Source organism: Blastococcus mobilis, assembly GCF_900188025.1.
In the GTDB taxonomy this organism is placed as follows: domain Bacteria; phylum Actinomycetota; class Actinomycetes; order Mycobacteriales; family Geodermatophilaceae; genus Blastococcus_B; species Blastococcus_B mobilis.
On the sequence record NZ_FZNO01000006.1, the window covers coordinates 135,152 to 154,061 of the forward strand.

Annotated in this window: 19 protein-coding genes; 10 read left to right on the forward strand and 9 right to left on the reverse strand. The window is 72.6% G+C overall.

The window, feature by feature from the left end; genetic code table 11:
* Nucleotides 1-2: 2 nt before the first annotated feature.
* Nucleotides 3-1,217 carry a threonine ammonia-lyase gene (gene ilvA / locus CHB94_RS07400; protein WP_254920468.1) on the forward strand — a complete coding sequence of 405 codons (1,215 nt, stop codon included), beginning with the start codon at nt 3-5 and terminating at the stop codon, nt 1,215-1,217.
* A 208-nt stretch (nt 1,218-1,425) separates the two neighbouring features.
* Complete coding sequence (locus tag CHB94_RS07405; RefSeq protein WP_089335934.1) at nt 1,426-3,495, forward strand: M3 family metallopeptidase; 2,070 nt, start codon at nt 1,426-1,428, stop codon at nt 3,493-3,495.
* Nucleotides 3,496-3,676: 181 nt separating this feature from the next.
* Here the strand turns inward: CHB94_RS07405 and CHB94_RS07410 are convergent, their stop codons facing one another.
* Entirely contained in the window at nt 3,677-4,000 is a 324-nt protein-coding gene (locus tag CHB94_RS07410; protein ID WP_254920469.1) for an RNHCP domain-containing protein, read from the reverse strand.
* 8 nt (nt 4,001-4,008) lie between these two features.
* Complete coding sequence (gene greA, locus CHB94_RS07415) at nt 4,009-4,512, reverse strand: transcription elongation factor GreA (protein WP_176445452.1); 504 nt, start codon at nt 4,510-4,512, stop codon at nt 4,009-4,011.
* A 250-nt stretch (nt 4,513-4,762) separates the two neighbouring features.
* Between greA and mca the strand changes: the two genes are divergently transcribed.
* Nucleotides 4,763-5,650 carry a mycothiol conjugate amidase Mca gene (gene mca, locus CHB94_RS07420; protein WP_089335936.1) on the forward strand — a complete coding sequence of 296 codons (888 nt, stop codon included), beginning with the start codon at nt 4,763-4,765 and terminating at the stop codon, nt 5,648-5,650.
* Nucleotides 5,647-5,964, forward strand: coding sequence for a hypothetical protein (locus tag CHB94_RS07425; protein WP_089335937.1), 318 nt, complete (start codon nt 5,647-5,649; stop codon nt 5,962-5,964). The genes mca and CHB94_RS07425 overlap by 4 nt, the downstream gene beginning before the upstream one ends.
* A 50-nt stretch (nt 5,965-6,014) precedes the next feature.
* Here the strand turns inward: CHB94_RS07425 and CHB94_RS07430 are convergent, their stop codons facing one another.
* From CHB94_RS07430 to CHB94_RS07460, 6 genes are all read right to left on the reverse strand, one after another.
* Nucleotides 6,015-6,584, reverse strand: coding sequence for an AMIN-like domain-containing (lipo)protein (locus CHB94_RS07430; RefSeq protein WP_089335938.1), 570 nt, complete (start codon nt 6,582-6,584; stop codon nt 6,015-6,017).
* Between the two features lie 435 nt (nt 6,585-7,019).
* Nucleotides 7,020-7,916, reverse strand: coding sequence for an SDR family oxidoreductase (locus CHB94_RS07440; RefSeq protein WP_089335940.1), 897 nt, complete (start codon nt 7,914-7,916; stop codon nt 7,020-7,022).
* A gap of 27 nt (nt 7,917-7,943) precedes the next feature.
* Complete coding sequence (locus CHB94_RS07445) at nt 7,944-9,302, reverse strand: MFS transporter (protein WP_089335941.1); 1,359 nt, start codon at nt 9,300-9,302, stop codon at nt 7,944-7,946.
* A gap of 27 nt (nt 9,303-9,329) precedes the next feature.
* Nucleotides 9,330-9,698, reverse strand: a complete 369-nt coding sequence (gene trxA, locus CHB94_RS07450) for a thioredoxin (protein WP_089335942.1) — start codon at nt 9,696-9,698, stop codon at nt 9,330-9,332.
* A 208-nt stretch (nt 9,699-9,906) separates the two neighbouring features.
* Nucleotides 9,907-11,064, reverse strand: a complete 1,158-nt coding sequence (locus CHB94_RS07455) for a HoxN/HupN/NixA family nickel/cobalt transporter (protein WP_089335943.1) — start codon at nt 11,062-11,064, stop codon at nt 9,907-9,909.
* Nucleotides 11,065-11,149: 85 nt separating this feature from the next.
* On the reverse strand, nt 11,150-11,509 hold the full coding sequence (locus CHB94_RS07460) for a rhodanese-like domain-containing protein (protein WP_089335944.1): 360 nt from the start codon (nt 11,507-11,509) through the stop codon (nt 11,150-11,152).
* Between the two features lie 304 nt (nt 11,510-11,813).
* Here CHB94_RS07460 and CHB94_RS07470 point away from each other — a divergent pair, with 304 nt between their 5' ends.
* From CHB94_RS07470 to CHB94_RS07495, 6 genes are all read left to right on the forward strand, one after another.
* Nucleotides 11,814-12,311, forward strand: coding sequence for a hypothetical protein (locus CHB94_RS07470; RefSeq protein ID WP_254920470.1), 498 nt, complete (start codon nt 11,814-11,816; stop codon nt 12,309-12,311).
* A 16-nt stretch (nt 12,312-12,327) separates the two neighbouring features.
* Nucleotides 12,328-12,810: a DUF2243 domain-containing protein gene (locus CHB94_RS07475; RefSeq protein WP_254920471.1), complete on the forward strand. Its 483-nt coding sequence runs from the start codon at nt 12,328-12,330 to the stop codon at nt 12,808-12,810.
* 5 nt (nt 12,811-12,815) lie between these two features.
* Complete coding sequence (locus CHB94_RS07480) at nt 12,816-13,742, forward strand: cytochrome c oxidase assembly protein (RefSeq protein ID WP_217899210.1); 927 nt, start codon at nt 12,816-12,818, stop codon at nt 13,740-13,742.
* 119 nt (nt 13,743-13,861) lie between these two features.
* Complete coding sequence (locus CHB94_RS07485) at nt 13,862-15,859, forward strand: thioredoxin domain-containing protein (protein ID WP_089335946.1); 1,998 nt, start codon at nt 13,862-13,864, stop codon at nt 15,857-15,859.
* 59 nt (nt 15,860-15,918) lie between these two features.
* Nucleotides 15,919-16,530 (forward strand): ATP-binding transcription factor AbmR, encoded by a 612-nt coding sequence (abmR, locus tag CHB94_RS07490; protein ID WP_089335947.1) that lies wholly within the window; start codon nt 15,919-15,921, stop codon nt 16,528-16,530.
* Between the two features lie 58 nt (nt 16,531-16,588).
* Nucleotides 16,589-17,842 (forward strand): geranylgeranyl reductase family protein, encoded by a 1,254-nt coding sequence (locus CHB94_RS07495; RefSeq protein WP_254920472.1) that lies wholly within the window; start codon nt 16,589-16,591, stop codon nt 17,840-17,842.
* A 180-nt stretch (nt 17,843-18,022) separates the two neighbouring features.
* On the opposite strand, the gene trhA is transcribed toward CHB94_RS07495, so the two are convergent.
* The gene (gene trhA, locus CHB94_RS07500) at nt 18,023-18,829 is read right to left on the reverse strand and encodes a PAQR family membrane homeostasis protein TrhA (RefSeq protein WP_089335949.1); all 807 of its coding nucleotides are present in this window, start codon (nt 18,827-18,829) and stop codon (nt 18,023-18,025) included.
* Nucleotides 18,830-18,910: the final 81 nt, after the last annotated feature.

Here is an 18,910-nt window from a genome sequence, read left to right on the forward strand (position 1 = left end):
CCGTGACCTCACCCCTGATCAGCGGTGTCGACGTCGAGGAGGCGGCGGCGCTCCTGTCCGGCGTCGTCCGGCAGACCCCGCTGTGGCACTCCCGCGGGCTGGCCGACCGCGTCGGGGGCCCGGTCTGGCTCAAGTGCGAGAACCTGCAGCGAACCGGGTCGTTCAAGATCCGCGGTGCCTACACGCGGATCGCCCGGCTGACCGACGCCGAACGGGCCCGGGGCGTGGTCGCGGCCAGTGCCGGCAACCACGCGCAGGGCGTTGCTCTCGCCGCCCGGCTGCTCGGCGCCTCGGCCACCGTCTTCATGCCGGAGACCGCACCGCTGCCCAAGGTGGCCGCCACCCGCTCCTACGGTGCCGAGATCCGGATGCTGGGTCAGAGCCTCACCGAGCCGTTGCTCGCCGCCGCGGAGTACGCCGAGCGCACCGGCTCGGTGTTCATCCATCCCTTCGAGCACCCGGACGTGATCGCGGGCCAGGGCACCGTGGGGCTCGAGGTCCTCGACCAGTGCCCGGAGGTCGCGACCGTCCTCGTCTGCGCCGGCGGCGGAGGGCTGGTCGCGGGTGTCGCCGCCGCCGTGAAGGCGCGCCGTCCGGACGTCCGCGTGGTCGCCGTCCAGGCCGAGGGGGCCGCGGCGTTCCCGGGGTCGCTGGCGGCCGGCCGGCCCACGGCGCTGCCGACGATGGCGACGATGGCCGACGGGATCGCCGTCGCCGCCCCCGGCGACCTCACCCTCGCCCACGTCCGCAACCTGGTGGACGAGGTCCGCACGGTCAGCGAAGAAGACCTCTCCCGGGCCCTGCTGTTCTGCCTGGAGCGGGCCAAGCTGGTCGTCGAGCCGGCGGGGGTGGCCGCCGTTGCCGCCGTCCTGGCCGACCCCAAGGCCTTCGCGCCACCGGTGGTCGCCGTCGTCTCCGGCGGCAACATCGACCCGGTGCTCCTGCTGAAGGTGGTCCAGCACGGCATGGCCGCGGCCGGACGCTACCTGTCGCTGCGCCTCCGGGTACCCGACCGGCCGGGTTCCCTGGCCGCGGTGCTCGCCGAACTCGCAGCGGTCGGTGCCAACGTGCTGGAGGTCGAGCACGAGCGGACCGCGGCCCGGCTCGACGTCGGCGAGGTGGAGGTCTTCGTCGTCCTGGAGACCCGCGGGCCCGACCATACCGGCGAGGTCGTGTCGGCGCTGTCGCGAGCCGGGTACCCGGTCACCCGGGAGTGAGCCCGCCCGGCCGCCGATGAGTACGGCCGGCCCGCGCCGTCCTTCCTCCCGTGGACACGACCTCCCGGATGGCTCAGCACCGCCCGCGACGAGCGGTCGGTGACTGTCAGCGGTGCGGCCTGGCGTGCGCGGCAGGACGGACGCGATCGCGGTCGAGGGGGAACCCGAGAGCGCGGGCAACACCCGAGGAGCGACAGGATGGGACGCGATGAGTCCTGACTCCGCCCCGCTGCCCCCCGACAACCCACTGCTGAGCGTCTCGGCCCTGCCCTACCGGCTGCCGCCGTTCGCCGAGATCTCCGCCGAGCACTGCCACGAGGCACTGCTGGCCGGGATGGCCGAACAGCGAGCCGAGATCGCGGCGATCGCCGGCTCGACCGACGCGCCGACGTTCGAGAACACGATCGTGGCCCTGGAGCGGTCCGGGGCCCTGCTGACCCGCGCCTGGAACGTGTTCGGCAACCTGACGTCCTCGGTGTCCACACCGCGGCTCCGGCAGATCGAGCGGGAGCTCGCCCCGCTGCAGGCCGCCCACTCCGATGCGATCCACCTCGACCCGCAGTTGTTCGCCCGGGTCGACGCCGTGCACACCGCTCGGCACGAGGCCGGCCCGGACGGTGCCGGCCTGGACGACGAGGCGGTGCGGCTGGTCGAGCGCTACCACCTGGACTTCGTCCTGGCCGGGGCGCAGCTCGACGAGGCGGGCCGCGCGCGGCTGCGCGAGCTGAATCGCGAGCTCTCGACCCTGTCGACCGCGTTCGGCCAGAACCTCCAGCTGGCCACCGAAGCCGCTGCCGTCCGCGTGGCCGACGCCGCTGAGCTCGACGGGCTCTCCGCCGAGGAGATCGCGGGCGCCGCACGGGCCGCCGCCGACCGGGGCCTCGACGGCTTCCTGCTCCCGATCCTCCTGCCGACCGGGCAACCCGTGCTCACCAAGCTGCGCGACCGCGAGCTGCGGCGCCGGATCTTCGAGGCCTCGCTGGGCCGGGCGTCGAACGGGGAGCACGACAACCGTCCGGTGGCCGTGCGGATCGCCCGGCTGCGCGCCGAGCGCGCACGGCTGCTCGGCTTCGACACCCACGCGGATCTGGTGCTCGCCGACTCCACCGCGCGCACCACTGCGGCGGTCGACTCGATGCTCTCCTCCATGGTGCCGGCGTCGGTGGCGAACGCCGACGCCGAGGCCGCCGTGCTGGCCGACGCTGCGGCCCGGGACGGCGTGGAGCTCGCCCCGTGGGACTGGGCGTTCTACAGCGAGCAGGTCCGGTCGGAGCGCTACGCCGTCGACACCGCAGCCCTGCGGCCGTACTTCGAGCTGGACCGCGTGCTGGTCGACGGCGTCTTCCACGCCGCCGAGCTGCTCTACGGCTACCGGTTCGCGCCACGGGCCGACCTCGCCGGCTACCACCCCGACGTCCGGGTCTGGGAGGTCAGCGGTGCCGACGGCGGCAGTGTCGGCCTCTACCTGGGCGACTTCTTCGCGCGCGAGGGCAAGCGCGGCGGGGCATGGATGAGCTCGTTCGTCCGCCAGTCGCGGCTGCTCGGCACGCAGCCCGTCGTCGTGAACAACCTCAACGTGACCCAGGCGCCGCAGGGCCAGCCCACGCTGCTCACTCTCGACGAGGTGAACACCCTCTTCCACGAGTTCGGCCACGCGCTGCACGGCCTCAGCTCGGCGGTCACCTACCCGCGTTTCTCGGGCACCGCAGTGCCTCGCGACTTCGTCGAGTTCCCGAGCCAGGTGAACGAGATGTGGGCGCTGTGGCCCGAGGTGCTGCGCAACTACGCCCGGCACGTGACGACCGGTGAGCCGCTGCCGCGCTCGCTCGTCGAGTCGATCGATGCCGGGCGGCTGTGGGGCGAGGGCTTCGCCACCCTCGAGTACCTGGCCGCAACGCTGCTCGACCAGGCCTGGCACCGCATCACGCCCGACACCGAGGTGGATGACCCGATCGCGTTCGAGCGGCAGGCACTCACCGAGGCCGGGGTCGCCTCTGCCCTGGTGCCGCCGCGGTACCGGACGACGTACTTCCAGCACATCTTCGCCGGGGGCTACGCAGCCGGGTACTACTCCTACATCTGGTCGGAGGTCCTCGACGCCGACACGGTGGAATGGTTCAAGGAGAACGGCGGTCTGCGACGGGAGAACGGTGACGCCTTCCGGAGCCGGTTGCTCGCCGTCGGCGGATCGGTGGATCCGCTCGCCGCCTTCCGCGCCGTCCGCGGCCGGGACGCCGACCCCGGCCCGCTGCTGAGGAGACGAGGCCTACTCGCTTGAGCACTGCGTTCGCCGGGTGGGGGTCGGAGGCCTCCGACCGGCGAACGCGCAACGGCTCCGCGTCAGAGGGGACGGCATGTCACCGCGGTGCGGTCCGGAGGATCGCAGTGTCACCGCGGTGCGGTCCGGAGGACCGCAATGTCACCGCGGTGCGGTCCGGAGGACCGCGACGTCTTGGCGCTCACAACCAGGGGAGCGAGAGCACCAGGTCCAGGTCGTCGGGGCTCTCGCCGTCGCGGACCAGCCGGTTGGGCTGGCGGTGGCCGCACGCCGTGCAGCGGTGCACCACCTGCCAGCCCTTGCCGGACTTCTCCACCAGCCCGATCGGCTCCATGGGCTGCCGGCATTCACTGGCGCGGTCGCCGGGGAGCTCGTCGACGTGCAGCGACCACAGGCAGAACGGGCAGTGGTTGCGGTAGTGCCCGTCGGTGTTGGCCGGCACCGGGGCCGTGCAGTGGACGCAGGCGAACCCGGTGTTCTCCGCCTGACGGGAGCGCGCCCCCATCGGAGGCGTCAGGGAACGAACGGCTCGACGGCAACGACCTCGACGCTGATGTCGCGGCCGTTGGGGGCCTGGTAGGTCACGGTCGTGCCAGGTTCAGCTCCAAGGATCGCCGACCCGAGAGCGGACTCCGGGGAGTAGACGGTGAGGTCGGTGGTCCCGGCGATCTCGCGGGAGCCGAGCAGGAACTTCTCGGTGTCGTCGTCCCCGGCGAACCTGATGGTGATGACCGTGCCCAGGGCCGCGTTCGTGGCCGTCGTCGGTGCGGCGCCCACCCGAGCCTTGCGCAGCAGGTCGGTCAGCTGACGGATGCGGGCCTCCTGCTTGCCCTGCTCGTCCTTGGCCGCGTGGTAGCCGCCGTTCTCCTTGAGATCGCCCTCCTCCCGGCGGGCGTTGATCTCCGCGGCCATTGCCGGGCGGGAGGCCACCAACTGGTCGAGCTCGGCCTTGAGCCGGTCGTGGGCCTCCTGCGTCAGCCAGACGCCCTGGTCCTGCTCGTCAGTGGGGATGGACACGTAGCGGTACTCCTGAGGACTCGGGTGGCCACCTCCGGGTGGGGATGGCCCGCTTGTCGATCCGGCCAAGCTAACACCGGGATCGGCGCCGACGCACGGACGCGGCAGGCGATCCACCGGATGCGGAACCGTACCGGGCCGCACGGCGATCAGAGGCGTATCTCACCCCGCGGGCACACCACCAGGCACTTCGGGCGCCACCCGTCCGGGCGTCCGCCGCTCCCCGACGTCGGCGGGGGACAATGACCCGGTGACCTCACCCGACCAGTTGCGCCTGCTCGCGGTGCACGCACATCCCGACGACGAGTCGAGCAAGGGCGCCGCCACGATGGCGAAGTACGTCGCCGAGGGCGCCCGCGTCCTGGTGGCCACCTGTACCGGCGGCGAACGCGGCTCGGTGCTCAACCCGGCGATGGACCGACCGGAGATCTGGGAGCGGCTGCCGCAGATCCGGGTCGAGGAGATGGCGCGGGCCCGCGAGATCCTCGGGGTCGAGCAGGAGTTCCTCGGCTTCGTCGACTCCGGCCTGCCCGAGGGCGAGCCGCTGCCCCCGCTCCCGGAGGGATGCTTCGCGCTGACCCCGGTCGAGGAGGCCGCCGCGCCCCTCGTCGCGCTGATCCGCCGATTCAAGCCCCAGGTGATCACCACCTACGACGAGCGGGGCGGCTATCCGCACCCCGACCACATCAAGACCCACGAGATCTCGGTGCACGCCTTCGACGCCGCGGGGGACCCGGACCGGTACCCGGACCTCGGGGAGCCGTGGCAGCCGAGCAAGCTCTACTACCACATGAGCTTCACGCTGCCGCGCACGAAGGCGCTGCACGAGGCGATCCTGGCGACCGGCGCGGAATCGCCGTACACCGAGTGGCTGGCCAACTGGGATCCCGCGCACGACATCTCCCACCGGGTCACCACGCGGGTGTCGTGTGCCGAGTACTTCCCGGTGCGCGACGCCGCGCTGATCGCGCATGCCACCCAGATCGACCCGGAGGGCCGCTGGTTCGCCTGCCCGCCGGAGACGCAGCAGCGGGTGTGGCCCACCGAGGACTACGAGCTGGCCCGCAGCCTGGTCGACTCGCCGACGCCGGAGGACGATCTGTTCGCCGGAATCCGCAGTGAGGTGGGTGTGCGATGACCGAGTTCTCCGCCGTGCTGGCCCAGCAGCTCCCCGAGGACGTCGGCAAGTCCGGCCCGCTCGGGCTGCTGCTGACCGTCGTCCTGCTGATCGCCGTGGTGCTGCTGGTCCGCTCGATGACCAAGCACCTCAAGCGGATCCCGCCGAGCTTCGATCCCGTCGAGCCGGGAGAGCAGGTCCCCGACACCCCGGCGGAGCTCTTCGAGCCGCAGCCGGGCCAGGAGGTGCTGGACAACCTCCGTCGGGCGCCCCTGGCCATCGAGCCGCCCCGCCGCGCGGATGACGGGCGGCCCGAGCGTTCCTCCGACCACTGACCGCAGCAGGACGCCGTCCCCGTCTCCGACGAGGACGGCGTCCTGTGGTCTCACCAGGCGTGCGCGACGTCGATCACGAGCCGCGGTGTGTCATCCGACTGCGGAGTTCCGGGCACGGTGAACACCCGGAACGGGAGCCGGGCACGGACGCCGAGGGCCAGCGTCGTGGAACCCTCGAAGGAGCCGGCCCACGCGACCTGGCGGAACGTCGTGAAGCCGGAGACGTTCACGACCTCCTGGCGATCGGCCGGCAGGAACGTCGGGTTGCCGTACTCGTCGTAGGCGGGTGCGCCCACGACGATCTGCAGGTCCGCCGCGCCCCGCACCGGAACCGGCCTACCCGAGCCGTCCTCGAGCACGAGGGGCACGTACCGCACGTCGTACGAACCGAAGGTCGTGTCCTGGCCGCCGACATCGATGACCAGGCGGTCGAAGCAGGCATGACGCCCGGCACGGACGCCGAAGACCATCTCCGTGTCGGCTGCCTCCGAGGTCTTCGGCAGCGAACCCCAGGTGATCCCGCAGTGGCGACTTGTGGTCGCCGAGGCGGCGCTGATCACCCCCAGTGAGACGACCACGGAGACGAGGACGACGAGGAGTCGGAACAGCGGGCGGTTCATGGTGGCCTCCTGGACGGACGCGCCCTGCGAAGGGTGCGCACACGTGAGGATCCGCCGTAGCTGCCACGATCGCCATGGGCAGGAAATGCCATGGAGTGACGAATTCGCGGCACTACGCCCGGCACATACTGTCAATCGAGGCACGAACTCTTCCGGGTCAGGTCGGGCCACTGCCGCCGGGTCATCGGGCTGATGCGCGCCGTCATCGGTACGTCCGGCCCAGTGGAGAACCGGTGTCGCCCAGCTCCTGGGTGCCACCCGTCGCGGACCGGCCGGAAGGGGTGCAGCCTCTCCCACGCGGGTCGGTCAACGCCGACCGCCACGCGAGGACCGGTGTGCTCGCGGAGCGGTTCGTGCCGCCGTCGCTGGAGTACCGCAACGGCCAGCCACCGAGCTGGCGAGAGATCGACGCCGCGGTGTCCCGCTCGCGCCGGTTCAGGGCATCGGCATGCCGCCGGTGACACCGATGCGCTCACCGGTGATGTAGCTCGATTCCTGGGAAGCCAGGAACACGTACGCCGGCGCCAGCTCCGCCGGCTGCCCCGCCCGGCCGATGGGGGTCTCGGCACCGAAGGAGCCGACCTGCTCCGCCGGCATGGTCGCGGGGATCAGCGGCGTCCAGATCGGTCCGGGCGCCACGGTGTTGACCCGGATGCCCTTCGGCGCGAGCTCCTGGGAGAGCCCCTTCGTGAGGTTCACCAGCGCCCCCTTGGTCGAGGCGTAGTCCAGCAACGAGGGGGAGGGCTGGTAGGCCTGGATCGAGGTGGTGATGATGATGCTGGAGCCGGGCTGCATGTGCCGCACGGCCGCCTTGCAGAGCCAGAACGTGGCGAAGACGTTGGTGTAGTAGGTGCGCAGCAACTGCTCGGTGCTGAGGTCCTCGATGCCGTCGATCGACATCTGGTAGGCCGCATTGCTGACCAGCACGTCCAGGCCGCCGAGCTCGGCGACCGTCCGCTCGACCAGGCTCTGGCAGAACCCCTCGTCCCGGACGTCGCCGGGCGCGGTCACGGCCTGACGCCCCGCGTCGCGGACGACTCGGGCGGTGACCTGGGCGTCGTCCTCCTCCTCGGGCAGGTAGGAGATCAGCACGTCGGCGCCCTCACGCGCGTATGCCAGCGCCACGGCTCGTCCGATGCCGGAATCGCCGCCGGTGATGAGGGCTCGCCTGCCCTCGAGCCGGCCGCTGCCCCGGTAGGTCGACTCGCCGTAGTCCGGCTCGATCGCCATGTCCGACTCGAGCCCCGGGTGCTCGATCGTCTGCTCGGGCAGCGCGTCGGTCTGGACGTGCTGGGAGGTGGGGTCCTGCGCGGAGAACTGGTCCTGGCTCATGGGGCTCCTTCGGGTCCGATCCGCGCCTCATACCCGTCGGGTGGCGCAGGCAGACCGCCCGCCGGGCGCCGACGCCGGGGGCGGCGCCGAGGTGGATGCGCAGGGCTCCGCGGGCCGCGACGTCCACCGGGCGGGGCGCTGGTGCGTCTCGTACATGCGGACGGCGGTGAGCAGGCCGGAGGCCGCGGTGAGTGCGGCGACGACCCAGACGGCCGTGCGGATGCCGTACAGGTCGGCGAGCACACCGGAGAGCAGCGCGCCGACGGCGAAACCACCGTCCCGCCACAACCGGTAGATGCCGACGGCGCGGGCGCGCCAGGCCGGGTGGGCGACGTCGCCGATGGCGGCCAGCAGGGTCGGGTAGACCATCGCGGTTCCCGCACCCAGCAGGGCGGCGGCAGCGGCCCAGACGAGGAAGGTGTCGGCGGCGGCGATCAGCCCGAGGGCGCCGGCCTGCAGCAGCATGCCGCCGGTGATGAAGGGCTTGCGGCCCCAGCGGTCCGACAGCCCACCGGTGACCAGCTGCCCCAGGCCCCACACGGCCGGGTAGAGGGCGGCGAGCACGCCGACGCGGCCGATGCCGAGCCCCGCTCCGGCGAACAGGACGGGGAAGAGTCCCCAGGCCAGGCCGTCGTTGAGGTTGTTGACCAGGCCGGCCTGGCTGGCCGAGGAGAGCGCCGGCTCCCGGAAGCTGGTCTGCAGGAACACCTGCCGCTGCGTCAGGTCCTCCCGCAGGTGGTCATGCCGGTTGTCGGCGCGGTGGGTCTGCGCCTCCAGCCGGGCGTGCCCCCGGGTCTCGCGGACGGCGAGGGTGGACACGCCCAGGCCGAGCGCGGCGTACGCGATACCGACGAAGAACGGCTCCGGGCGCAGCCCGAAGGTGGCGGCCAGGTAGCCGGTGGCCAGTGCGGTGAGGGCGACGGCGAGGTAGCCGGCGGCCTCGTTGAACCCCATCGCCAGCCCGCGCCGGGCCGGGCCGACCAGGTCGATCTTCATGATCACGGTGGTCGACCAGGTGAGCCCCTGGCTGATCCCCAGCAGCACGTTGGCCGCCACGATCCAGCCCCACGATGGCGACCAGATCAGCAACAGCGGCACCGGGACGGCGATGAACCAGCCGGCGACCAGCACCGGCTTCCGCCCGTATCGGTCCGACCAGGCGCCGGCCAGGTAATTGGTGACCGCCTTCGCCAGCCCGAACGCCAGGATGTAGGTCAGGACCGCGCTGTAGGCGGTCAGCCCGAACTCCCGCTCAGCGAGCAGCGGCAGCACCGTCCGCTCCTGGCCCAGCATCCCGCCGACCAGCGCGTTCACCGCGACCAGCAGGGCGAACTGGGCAGCGTTCTGCCGCAGGCCCAGTTCCACCCTGCGGGTACGGCGGCTCATCGGCTCATCGGCTCGTCACCGGGTCGGTCAGGCGCTGCGGCGCTGCGTGGCCAGGTCGGCGCGCACCTGGTCCATGTCCAGGCCGCGCACCGCGGTGACGAGTTCCTCGAGCGCCTCGGCGGGAAGGGCGCCGGGCTGGGCGAACACCAGCACGCCGTCGCGGAAGGCCATCAGGGTCGGGATCGAGCGGATCCCGGCGGCCGCGGCCAGCTCCTGCTCGGCCTCGGTGTCGACCTTGCCGAACACGATGTCGGGGTGCCGCTGCGAGGCGTCCTCGAACACTGGCGCGAAGGCCCGGCACGGGCCGCACCAGCCGGCCCAGAAGTCGACCAGCACGATGCCGTCGCGGGTGACGGTGTCCTGGAAGGTGGTGGCGGTCAGAGCGGTCGAACTCATGGGTGGTCCTCTCTCAGTTGTTCGTATACCCCGGGGGGTACAACAGGATGACGGTCGGATCTGTTCCGGCCGGGCCGTCAGCCGAGGTGCGATGGGTCCTGCTGGCCCTGCGCTCCAGCGGTGCGATGACGTACTGCCAGCCGGTGCAGCCCGTGCTGTCCGTCTTCGCGCTCGGGCTGCCGGCGTGGGCCCTGATGGCTGGCGCACCTCACGCCTGGATCGGATCGACCGGTCGCCCGAGTCCGGCACCGCCGTGGACACCCTGCCGTTCGTGCAGCGCTTCCGACGCCGTCGGCCGGCGCCGCCAGGCGAGCGCCGCGACCCACGCGAGGACGAAGCCCGCGACCACGAGCAGCCCGGAGCGGGAGAGGTCCAGGCCGCTGATCCAGGTGGTGACGACGTCGTCGAGCCCCAGGCGGTCGTGCAGCACCGAGACGAGCTGGATCGTGCCGACGACGAGCGCGACGGCCACCGACAGCCCGGTGACCACGGCGTTGTAGGTGAGCTTGCGCAGAGGGCGGGCGAACGCCCAGTCGTACGCGGCGGTCATGAAGGCGCCGTCCAGGGTGTCGAACAGGCTCATCCCGGCCGCGAAGAGCACGGGCAGGACGAGCACCGCGTACCAGGGCAACGTGACCGCGGCCGTGCCCGCCAGCACGAGCAGTGCGACCTCCGTGGCGGTGTCGAACCCCAGGCCCATGAGCAAGCCGACCGGGTAGGCCTGGGCCGGGTGGTTGATCCTCCGGGTGAAGCGACCCAACAGCCGGGACAGGGCACCTGCGGTGGCGAGCGACGCGTCGAGCTGCTCGGCCGTGAGCCGTCCGCTGCGGAACCGCCGCCGCGTGCGCAGGATGCCGACCAGCGCGACCAGGTTGACCAGCCCGACGACCCACAGGAAGAAGCCGGCGGCGCCGGTGCCGAACGTGCTCAAGGCCGTATGGACGGCCGAGCCCTCCTGCACCAGGGATGAGGCCAGCCGCGCGCCGGTGGCGACGAGCAACGCCATCGCGAAGACGACGCTCGAGTGCCCCAGGGAGAACCAGAAACCGACCGACAGGGGGCGCTTGCCGTCGGCGGTCAGCTTGCGGGTGGCGCCGTCGATGACCCCGATGTGGTCGACGTCGAAGGCGTGCCGCACGCCGAAGGCGTAGGCGGTCAGGCCCAGCCCGAGGCCGAAGACCTGGTCCCCGACGACGTGATCCTGCGGGGCGACGAGGAGAGCGAGCACCCCCCAGCCCACGACGTGCAGACCGGCGACGACGGCCAGCAGCCGCAGCAGTCGGTGGGTGTCCTGCCCGCGCCAGGATCCGCCGGCAGGGGTGCCGGCGTGCCCAGCCCGGGGCATCACGGGTGTCGAGGTGGTCATGAGGTGTCTCCGAGTGGATGGTGCGCGAGGTGTGGCGGACGGCCTGCCCGTGGCACGGGCCGCGAGCCGCCATCGGTGGTGGAAGTCAGATGTGGGTGCGGCCGGGCGGACCGTCGAGCGGCAGCCCGGCCCGCTGCCAGGCGAGCATGCCGCCACGGACGTCGACGACGTCCCGCCCCTCGTTCCTGAGCAGCGCCGCGGCGCGCGCGGACCTCGCCCCGGACCGGCAGACCGTGATGACCCGCCGGTGGGCAGGAACCTCCCGGAGCCGACCGGCCAGCTGGTCGAGCGGGATGTTGCGGCTCCGAGGCGCGTGCCCGGCCTTGAACTCCTGCCGCGTCCTGACGTCGAGCAGTACCGCGCCCGACTGCCGCAGGAGTTCGGCCTCGCGGGGGGTCACCTTGTTCCCGGCGAGGGCCTTCTTGATCCGATCGAGCAGCCTCATGCCTGATCGCCGCCGCAGATCCGGGGACCCGATTCCGTCGCGACGGACGGCGTCCCGTCGTCGAACTGCTCGATACGCACGAGCCTGGCCATGTTGACCTCCGATGACCTGCCGACTGGATACCCTCGGGGGTATATTGGACTCAACGACGAGGTGGGGCAGTTGTTCCCGGCGGCCGCAGTGGGCGAGGGCCGGGACCAATGCGCGGCCCTCGCACCCGGCGGGTACCTGGGCGGGTGTAGGCGGGAGGCCGTCGGGCTACAGCGGTGACAGGGTTCGAGACGGGAGGACAGCTGTGGACGCGGTGAGCGGCACCAGTCGTGCTCGGGCGCTTTTGCCGGCGGCGGGCCGGGGCGTCCTCGCGGGGCTGCTGGGTGTGGCGGTGATGACGGCGGCGGAGAAGGTCGAGCAGTCGATCACCCATCGCCCGAACTCCTACGTCCCGGCGCGCACGCTGCTGACGCTGTTGGGGCGGCACCCGTCCGACGACGCCCGGCCGACCGGGTGGAACCACGCAATGCACTGGGGCACCGGGGCGGTCCTGGGTGCGCTGCGCGGGGTGTGGGCCGCGGTCGGGCTGCGCGGCCCACAGGCGCACGTGGCGCACACCATCGTGCGGCTGTCGACCGATCAGACGTTGGAGAACACCACCGGGGTGGGGGCGCCGCCGATGATCTGGCCGCGCGACGAGCGCGCCGTCGACGTCCTGCACAAAGCGATCTACTCGCTGGCGACCGGCCTGATCGCCGAGCGGATGGTCCCGCCGTACCTGCAGTCCCGCCGCGGGCTGACCAGTCACTGAGACGGAGACGCGCAGGGTGACCGTCTCAGGGACCCGACCGTCCCCCGTCGACCGCCGCAGGTCGCTGCTCACCGGCACCATGCTCGGCATCGCGATCATGGCCGCCGCGGACGAGGTGGTCTTCCACCAACTGCTGGGCTGGCACCACTTCTACGACCGCTCGACGCCCGACGTGGCCCTGCTGTCCGACGGGTTGCTGCAGACGGCCTACCTGGTGCTGCTGGTCGCCGGCTTCTTCCGGTTCGCCGACCTCCGCCGGCGCGCGACGCTGGCCCACCGCTCGACGTGGGGTGGATTCCTGCTGGGTCTGGGCGCCTTCCAGTTGCTCGACGGGGTGGTCGACCACAAGCTGCTGCGGCTGCATCAGGTCCGCTACGGCGTCGACTTGCTGCCCTACGACCTGTTCTGGAACGGCGCCGCGGTGGTGCTGCTGCTGATCGGTGCGATCCTGACCTGGCGGTCCCGCAGTGAGGGGCGGACACCGGCCCCCGGGCACTGACCGTCGTGGCGGTCGCGTCCGTACCACTGGCGCACGGCGGCTCGCACGTGGCCGGCGACTCCGTCGTGGTGTGGCTGCTGGCGGCGCTGGTCGCGATCGTGCCGGTTGCGGTGTACCTCGCCGGCGTGGCCCGGCTGCGCGGGAACGGCCGCGGCTGGAGCAACCGGCGGACGGCGAGCTTCCTGCTGGGAACCGCCCTGGTCGGCACGGCGCTGTCCCCGGCGGTCGACGCAGGCACGGCCGGGGGCCACATGGCGCAGCACCTGCTGCTGGGCATGTACGCACCGATCGCGCTGGTGCTCGGGGCGCCGCTGACCCTGCTGCTGGCCGCCCTGCCAGTCCCCGCCCGCCGGCCGGCCGCCGTGGTCCTTCGTGCCAGGTCGCTGCACGTGCTCTCGCACGTGGCCACCGCCGCCGCGCTCAGCGTCGGCGGCCTGTACCTGTTGTACCTCACGCCGCTGTACGCGCTGAGTGCCCGCTCGGAGTCGGTCCATCACCTGCTCCACCTGCACTTCGTGCTGGCCGGGTACCTGTACGCCTGGGCGGTCGCCGGCCCCGATCCGGCTCCTCGCCGTCCCGGCACGAGGACGCGGATCGCCGTTCTCGTCGTCGCCGGCGGGGCGCACGGCTACCTGGCCAAGCTGCTCTACGCGCGGGCCCCGGACCTGCCTCCCGGCAGCGGCCACACCGCCGCGGAGATCGAATCCGCGGCGCAGTGGATGTACTACGGCGGCCACGTCGGAGAGCTGCTCCTGCTGGTGGCGCTGTTCACCGCCTGGTACCGCCGCACCGGTCGCACCACGCGTGTAGCTGACGTGACGCAGCGGACCTCGGAAGGGGGCGGCCGCTCGATGCGTGTCCGACACGGATGTGGCGAGACGTCGCCACAGCGAGGGCTGACCGGCGGGGGCGTGACTCGCCTCGTCCCCTGAGCGAGCTGGTCCGTTGTGGAGTCGGTGAGGTCGAGGGGAGTTGCTGCCGTCCGGGCAATGGTCGCCGGCGGGTCGACGGCATGAGTTCGCACACGGACCCGTGAGGGAAGCAAAGGGGCATGCCCAACCGTCTCGCCGGCGCCACGAGCCCATACCTGCTGCAACACGCGGACAATCCGGTCGACTGGTGGGAGTGGGGACCGGAGGCGTTCGAGGAGGCGCGGCGTCTCAGCAGACCACTCCTGATCAGCGTCGGCTACGCCGCCTGTCACTGGTGCCACGTGATGGCGCACGAGTCCTTCGAGGACGAGGCGACGGCCGCGCAGATGAACGCGTCCTTCGTCTGCGTGAAGGTCGACCGGGAGGAGCGGCCCGACGTCGACAGCGTGTACATGACCGCCACCCAGGCCATGACCGGACACGGCGGCTGGCCGATGACCGTGTTCACGACCCCCGACGGCAAGCCGTTCTACTGCGGCACCTACTTCCCGCCCCGCCCCGCCCACGGCATGCCCGCCTTCCGGCAGGTGCTCGCAGCGGTCGAGGACGCCTGGGCCAATCGTCGAGCCGACCTCGAGACGGCGGGCACGAAGATCGCCGGCGCCATCTCCTCTCGGCTGGATCTCGGTGCCCCCGCGCCGTTGTCGGCCGAGGTCCTCGACTCCGCCGTCCGTACGTTGGGCAGCAGCTACGACGAGACGGCCGCGGGCTTCGGGGGTGCGCCCAAGTTCCCGCCGTCCATGCTGCTGGAGTTCCTGCTCCGCAACCACGCACGCACCGGTGATGCCGAGGCCCTGCGCATGGCGCGAGGAACGCTCGAGGCCATGGCCCGCGGCGGCATCTACGACCAGCTCGCCGGCGGTTTCGCGCGGTACTCCGTCGACGCGGGGTGGGTGGTGCCGCACTTCGAGAAGATGCTGTACGACAACGCCCTGCTGCTGCGGGTGTACCTGCACCTCTGGCGGACGACGGGCGACGAGTGGGCCCGCCGGGTCGCCGACGAGACGGCCGGCTTCCTGATCCGCGACCTCGGCACGCCGGAGGGCGGCTTCGCCTCCGCCCTGGACGCCGACACCGACGGTGTCGAAGGACTGACCTACGTGTGGACGCCGGACCAGCTGACCGAGGTCCTCGGTCCCGATGACGGGCGTTGGGCCGCCGACCAGTTCGAGGTGACCGACCGCGGCACCTTCGAGCACGGGACGTCGACGTTGCAGTGGCTGCACGACTCCGACGATCCCGCCCGGTTGGCCACCGTGAAGGAGCGGCTGTTGGCCGCGCGCGCCCGGCGACCGCAGCCGGCCCGGGACGACAAGGTGGTCACCGCGTGGAACGGACTGGCCATCGCGGCGCTGGCCGAGCACGGGGTTCTCACCGGCGCCGACGGTTCGGTGGCAGCGGCGCGCCGGGCGGCCGAGCTGCTGGCCGGGACGCACTGGGTCGACGGCCGGCTCCGGCGGGCCTCCCGGAACGGGGTCGCGGGTCGGTACGCGGGTGTCCTGGAGGACTACGGCGACCTGGCCGAGGGACTGCTGGCACTGCACCAGGCGACCGGTGAGGGCCGCTGGCTGGAGCTGGCCGGGGACCTGCTGGACGTCGTCGCCGAACAGTTCATCGACGTCGAGGGATGGCACGACACGGCCGCCGATGCCGAGGCGCTGGTCCACCGGCCCTTCGATCCCGCGGACGGCCCGACGCCCGCGGGCATCGCTGCCGCGGCAGGGGCGGCGGTGGGGTACGCCGCGTTGGCCGGCTCGCCGCGGCACCGGGAACTCGGAGAGGCGGCGCTCGCGTCGCTGACCCGGCTGGTCGCCCAGGCCCCCCGCGCGGCCGGGTGGGCCGCGGCCGTGGGTGAGGCGCTGCTGGCCGGCCCGCTGGAGGTGGCGGTCAGCGGTCCGGCCGGTCCCGAACGGGATGCGCTCGCGGCCGCGGCCCGCGCGGCCACCAGCCCGGGCGCCGTCGTCGTCGTCGGAGAGCCGGACGCGCTGGGGGTGCCGCTCCTGGCCGACCGCCCCGTGCAGGCCGGCCGTGCCGCCGCCTACGTCTGCCGGGGGTTCGTCTGCTCCGCCCCCGTCACCGACGTGTCCGCTCTCAGCGCAGCGATGGCAGCTTCCTGAGCACGCCTCAGCGGCCTACCGTGTAACCGTGTAATCAACACGGACCGCGGGAGGTCGCCATGCATGGACACCGATTCGCCGACGCTGCCTTCGGAGCGGGGTTCGGGCCCGGCTTCCGCCGCGGGCGCGGCCGTGGGCCGGGGGGCCGGGGTGGGGAGGCGCCACCCCCGGTCGAACGCGCCGAGGTCGCCGGCTGGTTCTCCGGGCGGCTCCCGGACGGGTGGTTCACCGGACCGGCCGAGCTCACCATCGACCGGGACGAGATCACCGTCGTCGGCACCCTGTCCGAACCCGAGGCCGGCGAGGGTGACCCCGCTGCGGCACGCGCCGGGCGGATCGCCCGCTTCCGCGAGGAGACCCGTCAGCAGCGCATGGCGATCGCCGACGCCGCACAGGAGCGGTACGGCCGTTCGGTGGCATGGGGCGCCGTGTGCGGCGACCAGCGCGAGCTGTTCACCACGCTGTCCACGCCGGTCATGACCCGGTTGCGTCAGGCCGAACGGCTGGTGCTCGACACCCTGGTGGACGCCGGGGTGGCTCGCTCGCGGTCGGAGGCGCTGGCCTGGGCGGTGCGGCTGGTCGGCCGGAATGCCGACCAGTGGCTCACCGAGCTGCGCGAGGCCATGGCGTCGGTCGAGGAGGTCCGCAGCCGGGGACCGCAGCCCGGCTGAGTCCAGTTCGGCTGAGCGGGTGCGCGGCTCGATTCTTCCGGCAGGGACACTGGACTCTGTGCCAGCCAGTGCCGTCCCTGTAGCGACCGACGTCCTCGTGGTCGGAGCCGGTCCGGCGGGTTCCGCGGCGGCGGCCTGGGCGGCCCGGTCCGGGCACGACGTCGTCCTCGCCGACGTGGCGGTCTTCCCGCGTGACAAGACCTGCGGCGACGGCCTGACGCCTCGCGCGATCGCCGAGCTCGACCTCCTGGGGCTCGGCGACTGGGTACGCGGGCACGCCCGCAACCGGGGGCTGCGCGCCGCCGGCTTCGGCCGCGAGTGGCAGCTGCCCTGGCCGGGTGGCGCGTTCCCCGACCACGGCAGCGCCGTGCCGCGCACCGAGCTCGACGCCCGCATCCGCGAGGTGGCGCTCGGCTGGGGGGCGGAGCCGCTCGAGGGTGCCCGCGCCGTCGATGTGGAGCGCGACGGCGACCGGGTGACCGCCGTGGTCTTCGAGTCGGCCGACGACGAGCATTTCTCCGTCGCCTGCCGGCGACTGGTCGTGGCCGACGGCGTCCGGTCGCCTCTGGGCCGTGTCCTGGGGCGGGAATGGCACCGGGAGACCGCCTACGGGGTCGCCGCGCGCGGTTACGTGCGCTCCGGGCGCAGCGACGACGAGTGGATCTCCTCCCACCTGGAGCTGCGGGGCGACGCCGGCGAGCTGCTGTCCGGCTACGGCTGGGTGTTCCCGCTGGGCGCGGCGGCCGGCGAGGTGAACATCGGGGTCGGCACGCTGGCCACCGCGCGGCGTCCCGCCGGGGTGCAGCTGAAGTCGCTGCTGGAGACCTACACCGACGCCCGCCGTGACGAGTGGCAGATCGACGGGCCGGTCCGCGCGCCCGCCTCGGCCCTCCTGCCGATGGGCGGGGCCGTCTCCGGGGTCGCCGGGCGCAACTGGGCCCTGATCGGCGACGCCGCCGGCTGCGTGAACCCGCTCAACGGCGAGGGCATCGACTACGGGCTGGAGACCGGGCGGATGATCGTCGAGCTGCTGGGGGAGGGCGACTGGTCGATCGCGTGGCCGGCGACCCTGCGGCGGCACTACGGCGAGGCGTTCTCCATCGCGCGCCGGCTGGCGGGGTTGCTCACCCTGCCCCGGTTCCTCCCCGCGGCCGGCCCGGTCGGCATGCGCTCCCGGGCGCTGATGACGGTGGCGCTGCGGGTCATGGGCAACCTGGTGACCGAGGCCGATCGCGACGTCGTCGCCAGGACCTGGCGACTCGCGGGCCGAATGTCGGTGAAACTCGACGACCGCCCACCGTTCACCGCGTAGCGGGTCCGGCCGAGCGGGGGCCCGGAGGGCTCCCCGAGGCGGGACGGGACGTGAGCCGAGAAGGGAACTCGCGGCGGAGCCGCGGTCCGGGAGAGCGGAGGCCCGCAGGGTCTCCCGAGCCCGGACGGAAGGGGCTCAACACAACTGGGGACGGCTCTTGGCCGCGGTCGTCTGACGGAGTCAGACGAAAGGAGAGTTGTACATCGCGAAGTAGACGGCGATGTAGTGGCAGATGGCCGCGACGATCGTCATCGCGTGGAAGACCTCGTGGTACCCGAACGTGCCCGGCCAGGGGTTCGGCTTCCTGATGCCGTAGGCCACGCCGCCGACCGTGTACAGCAGGCCGCCGACCGCGAGCAGGACCATCGCGGTGACGCCGGCGAAGTGCAGGATGTCGGTGAGCACGAAGACCGCCACCCAGCCCAGCCCGATGTAGAGCGGAACCCCCACCCAGCGGGGTGCGGTCGGCCAGCTGAGCTTGAGGACGACGCCTCCCAGCGCCGCGGCCCACACTCCGGCGAGGACCCAGAAGCCTGTGGGTTGGTCGACCGCCAGCAGGGCGAACGGGGTGTAGGTCCCGGCGATGAACAGGAAGATCATCGAATGGTCGAGCCGCTTCATGATCTTCCAGCCGCGCGGTGACCACCGCCGGCGGTGGTAGAGCGCGCTGACGCCGAACAGGCCGCAGATGGTGAGGCAGTAGAGGGCGATCGAGAAGCCGGCGCGCGCACCCTGGACGGCGGCCAGCGGGACGAGGACCGCACCCGCCACGATGGCGCCGAAGAAGGCGAACAGGTGCAGCCAGCCGCGCATGCGGGGCCGGGTGTCGGGGTGCTCCCAGTCCCGGTCGGCGAAGTCGCCGGCGGTCCAGGTCCGCTCGACCTGCTCGCCCTCGGCGCGGACCGCCTCGACGGCCTCGACCAGGGGGGCCTCCAGCTCGGCGCTGTCGGCCTCGACCCGTACCTGCTCGCGTTCCTGGGGGGCCATACTCACGCTCCGAGGTTACGGACCCGTAGGTAGCCCGTCATCCGCAGCGACCGGTGACGTTGCCGAGGGCGGGCACGGGGC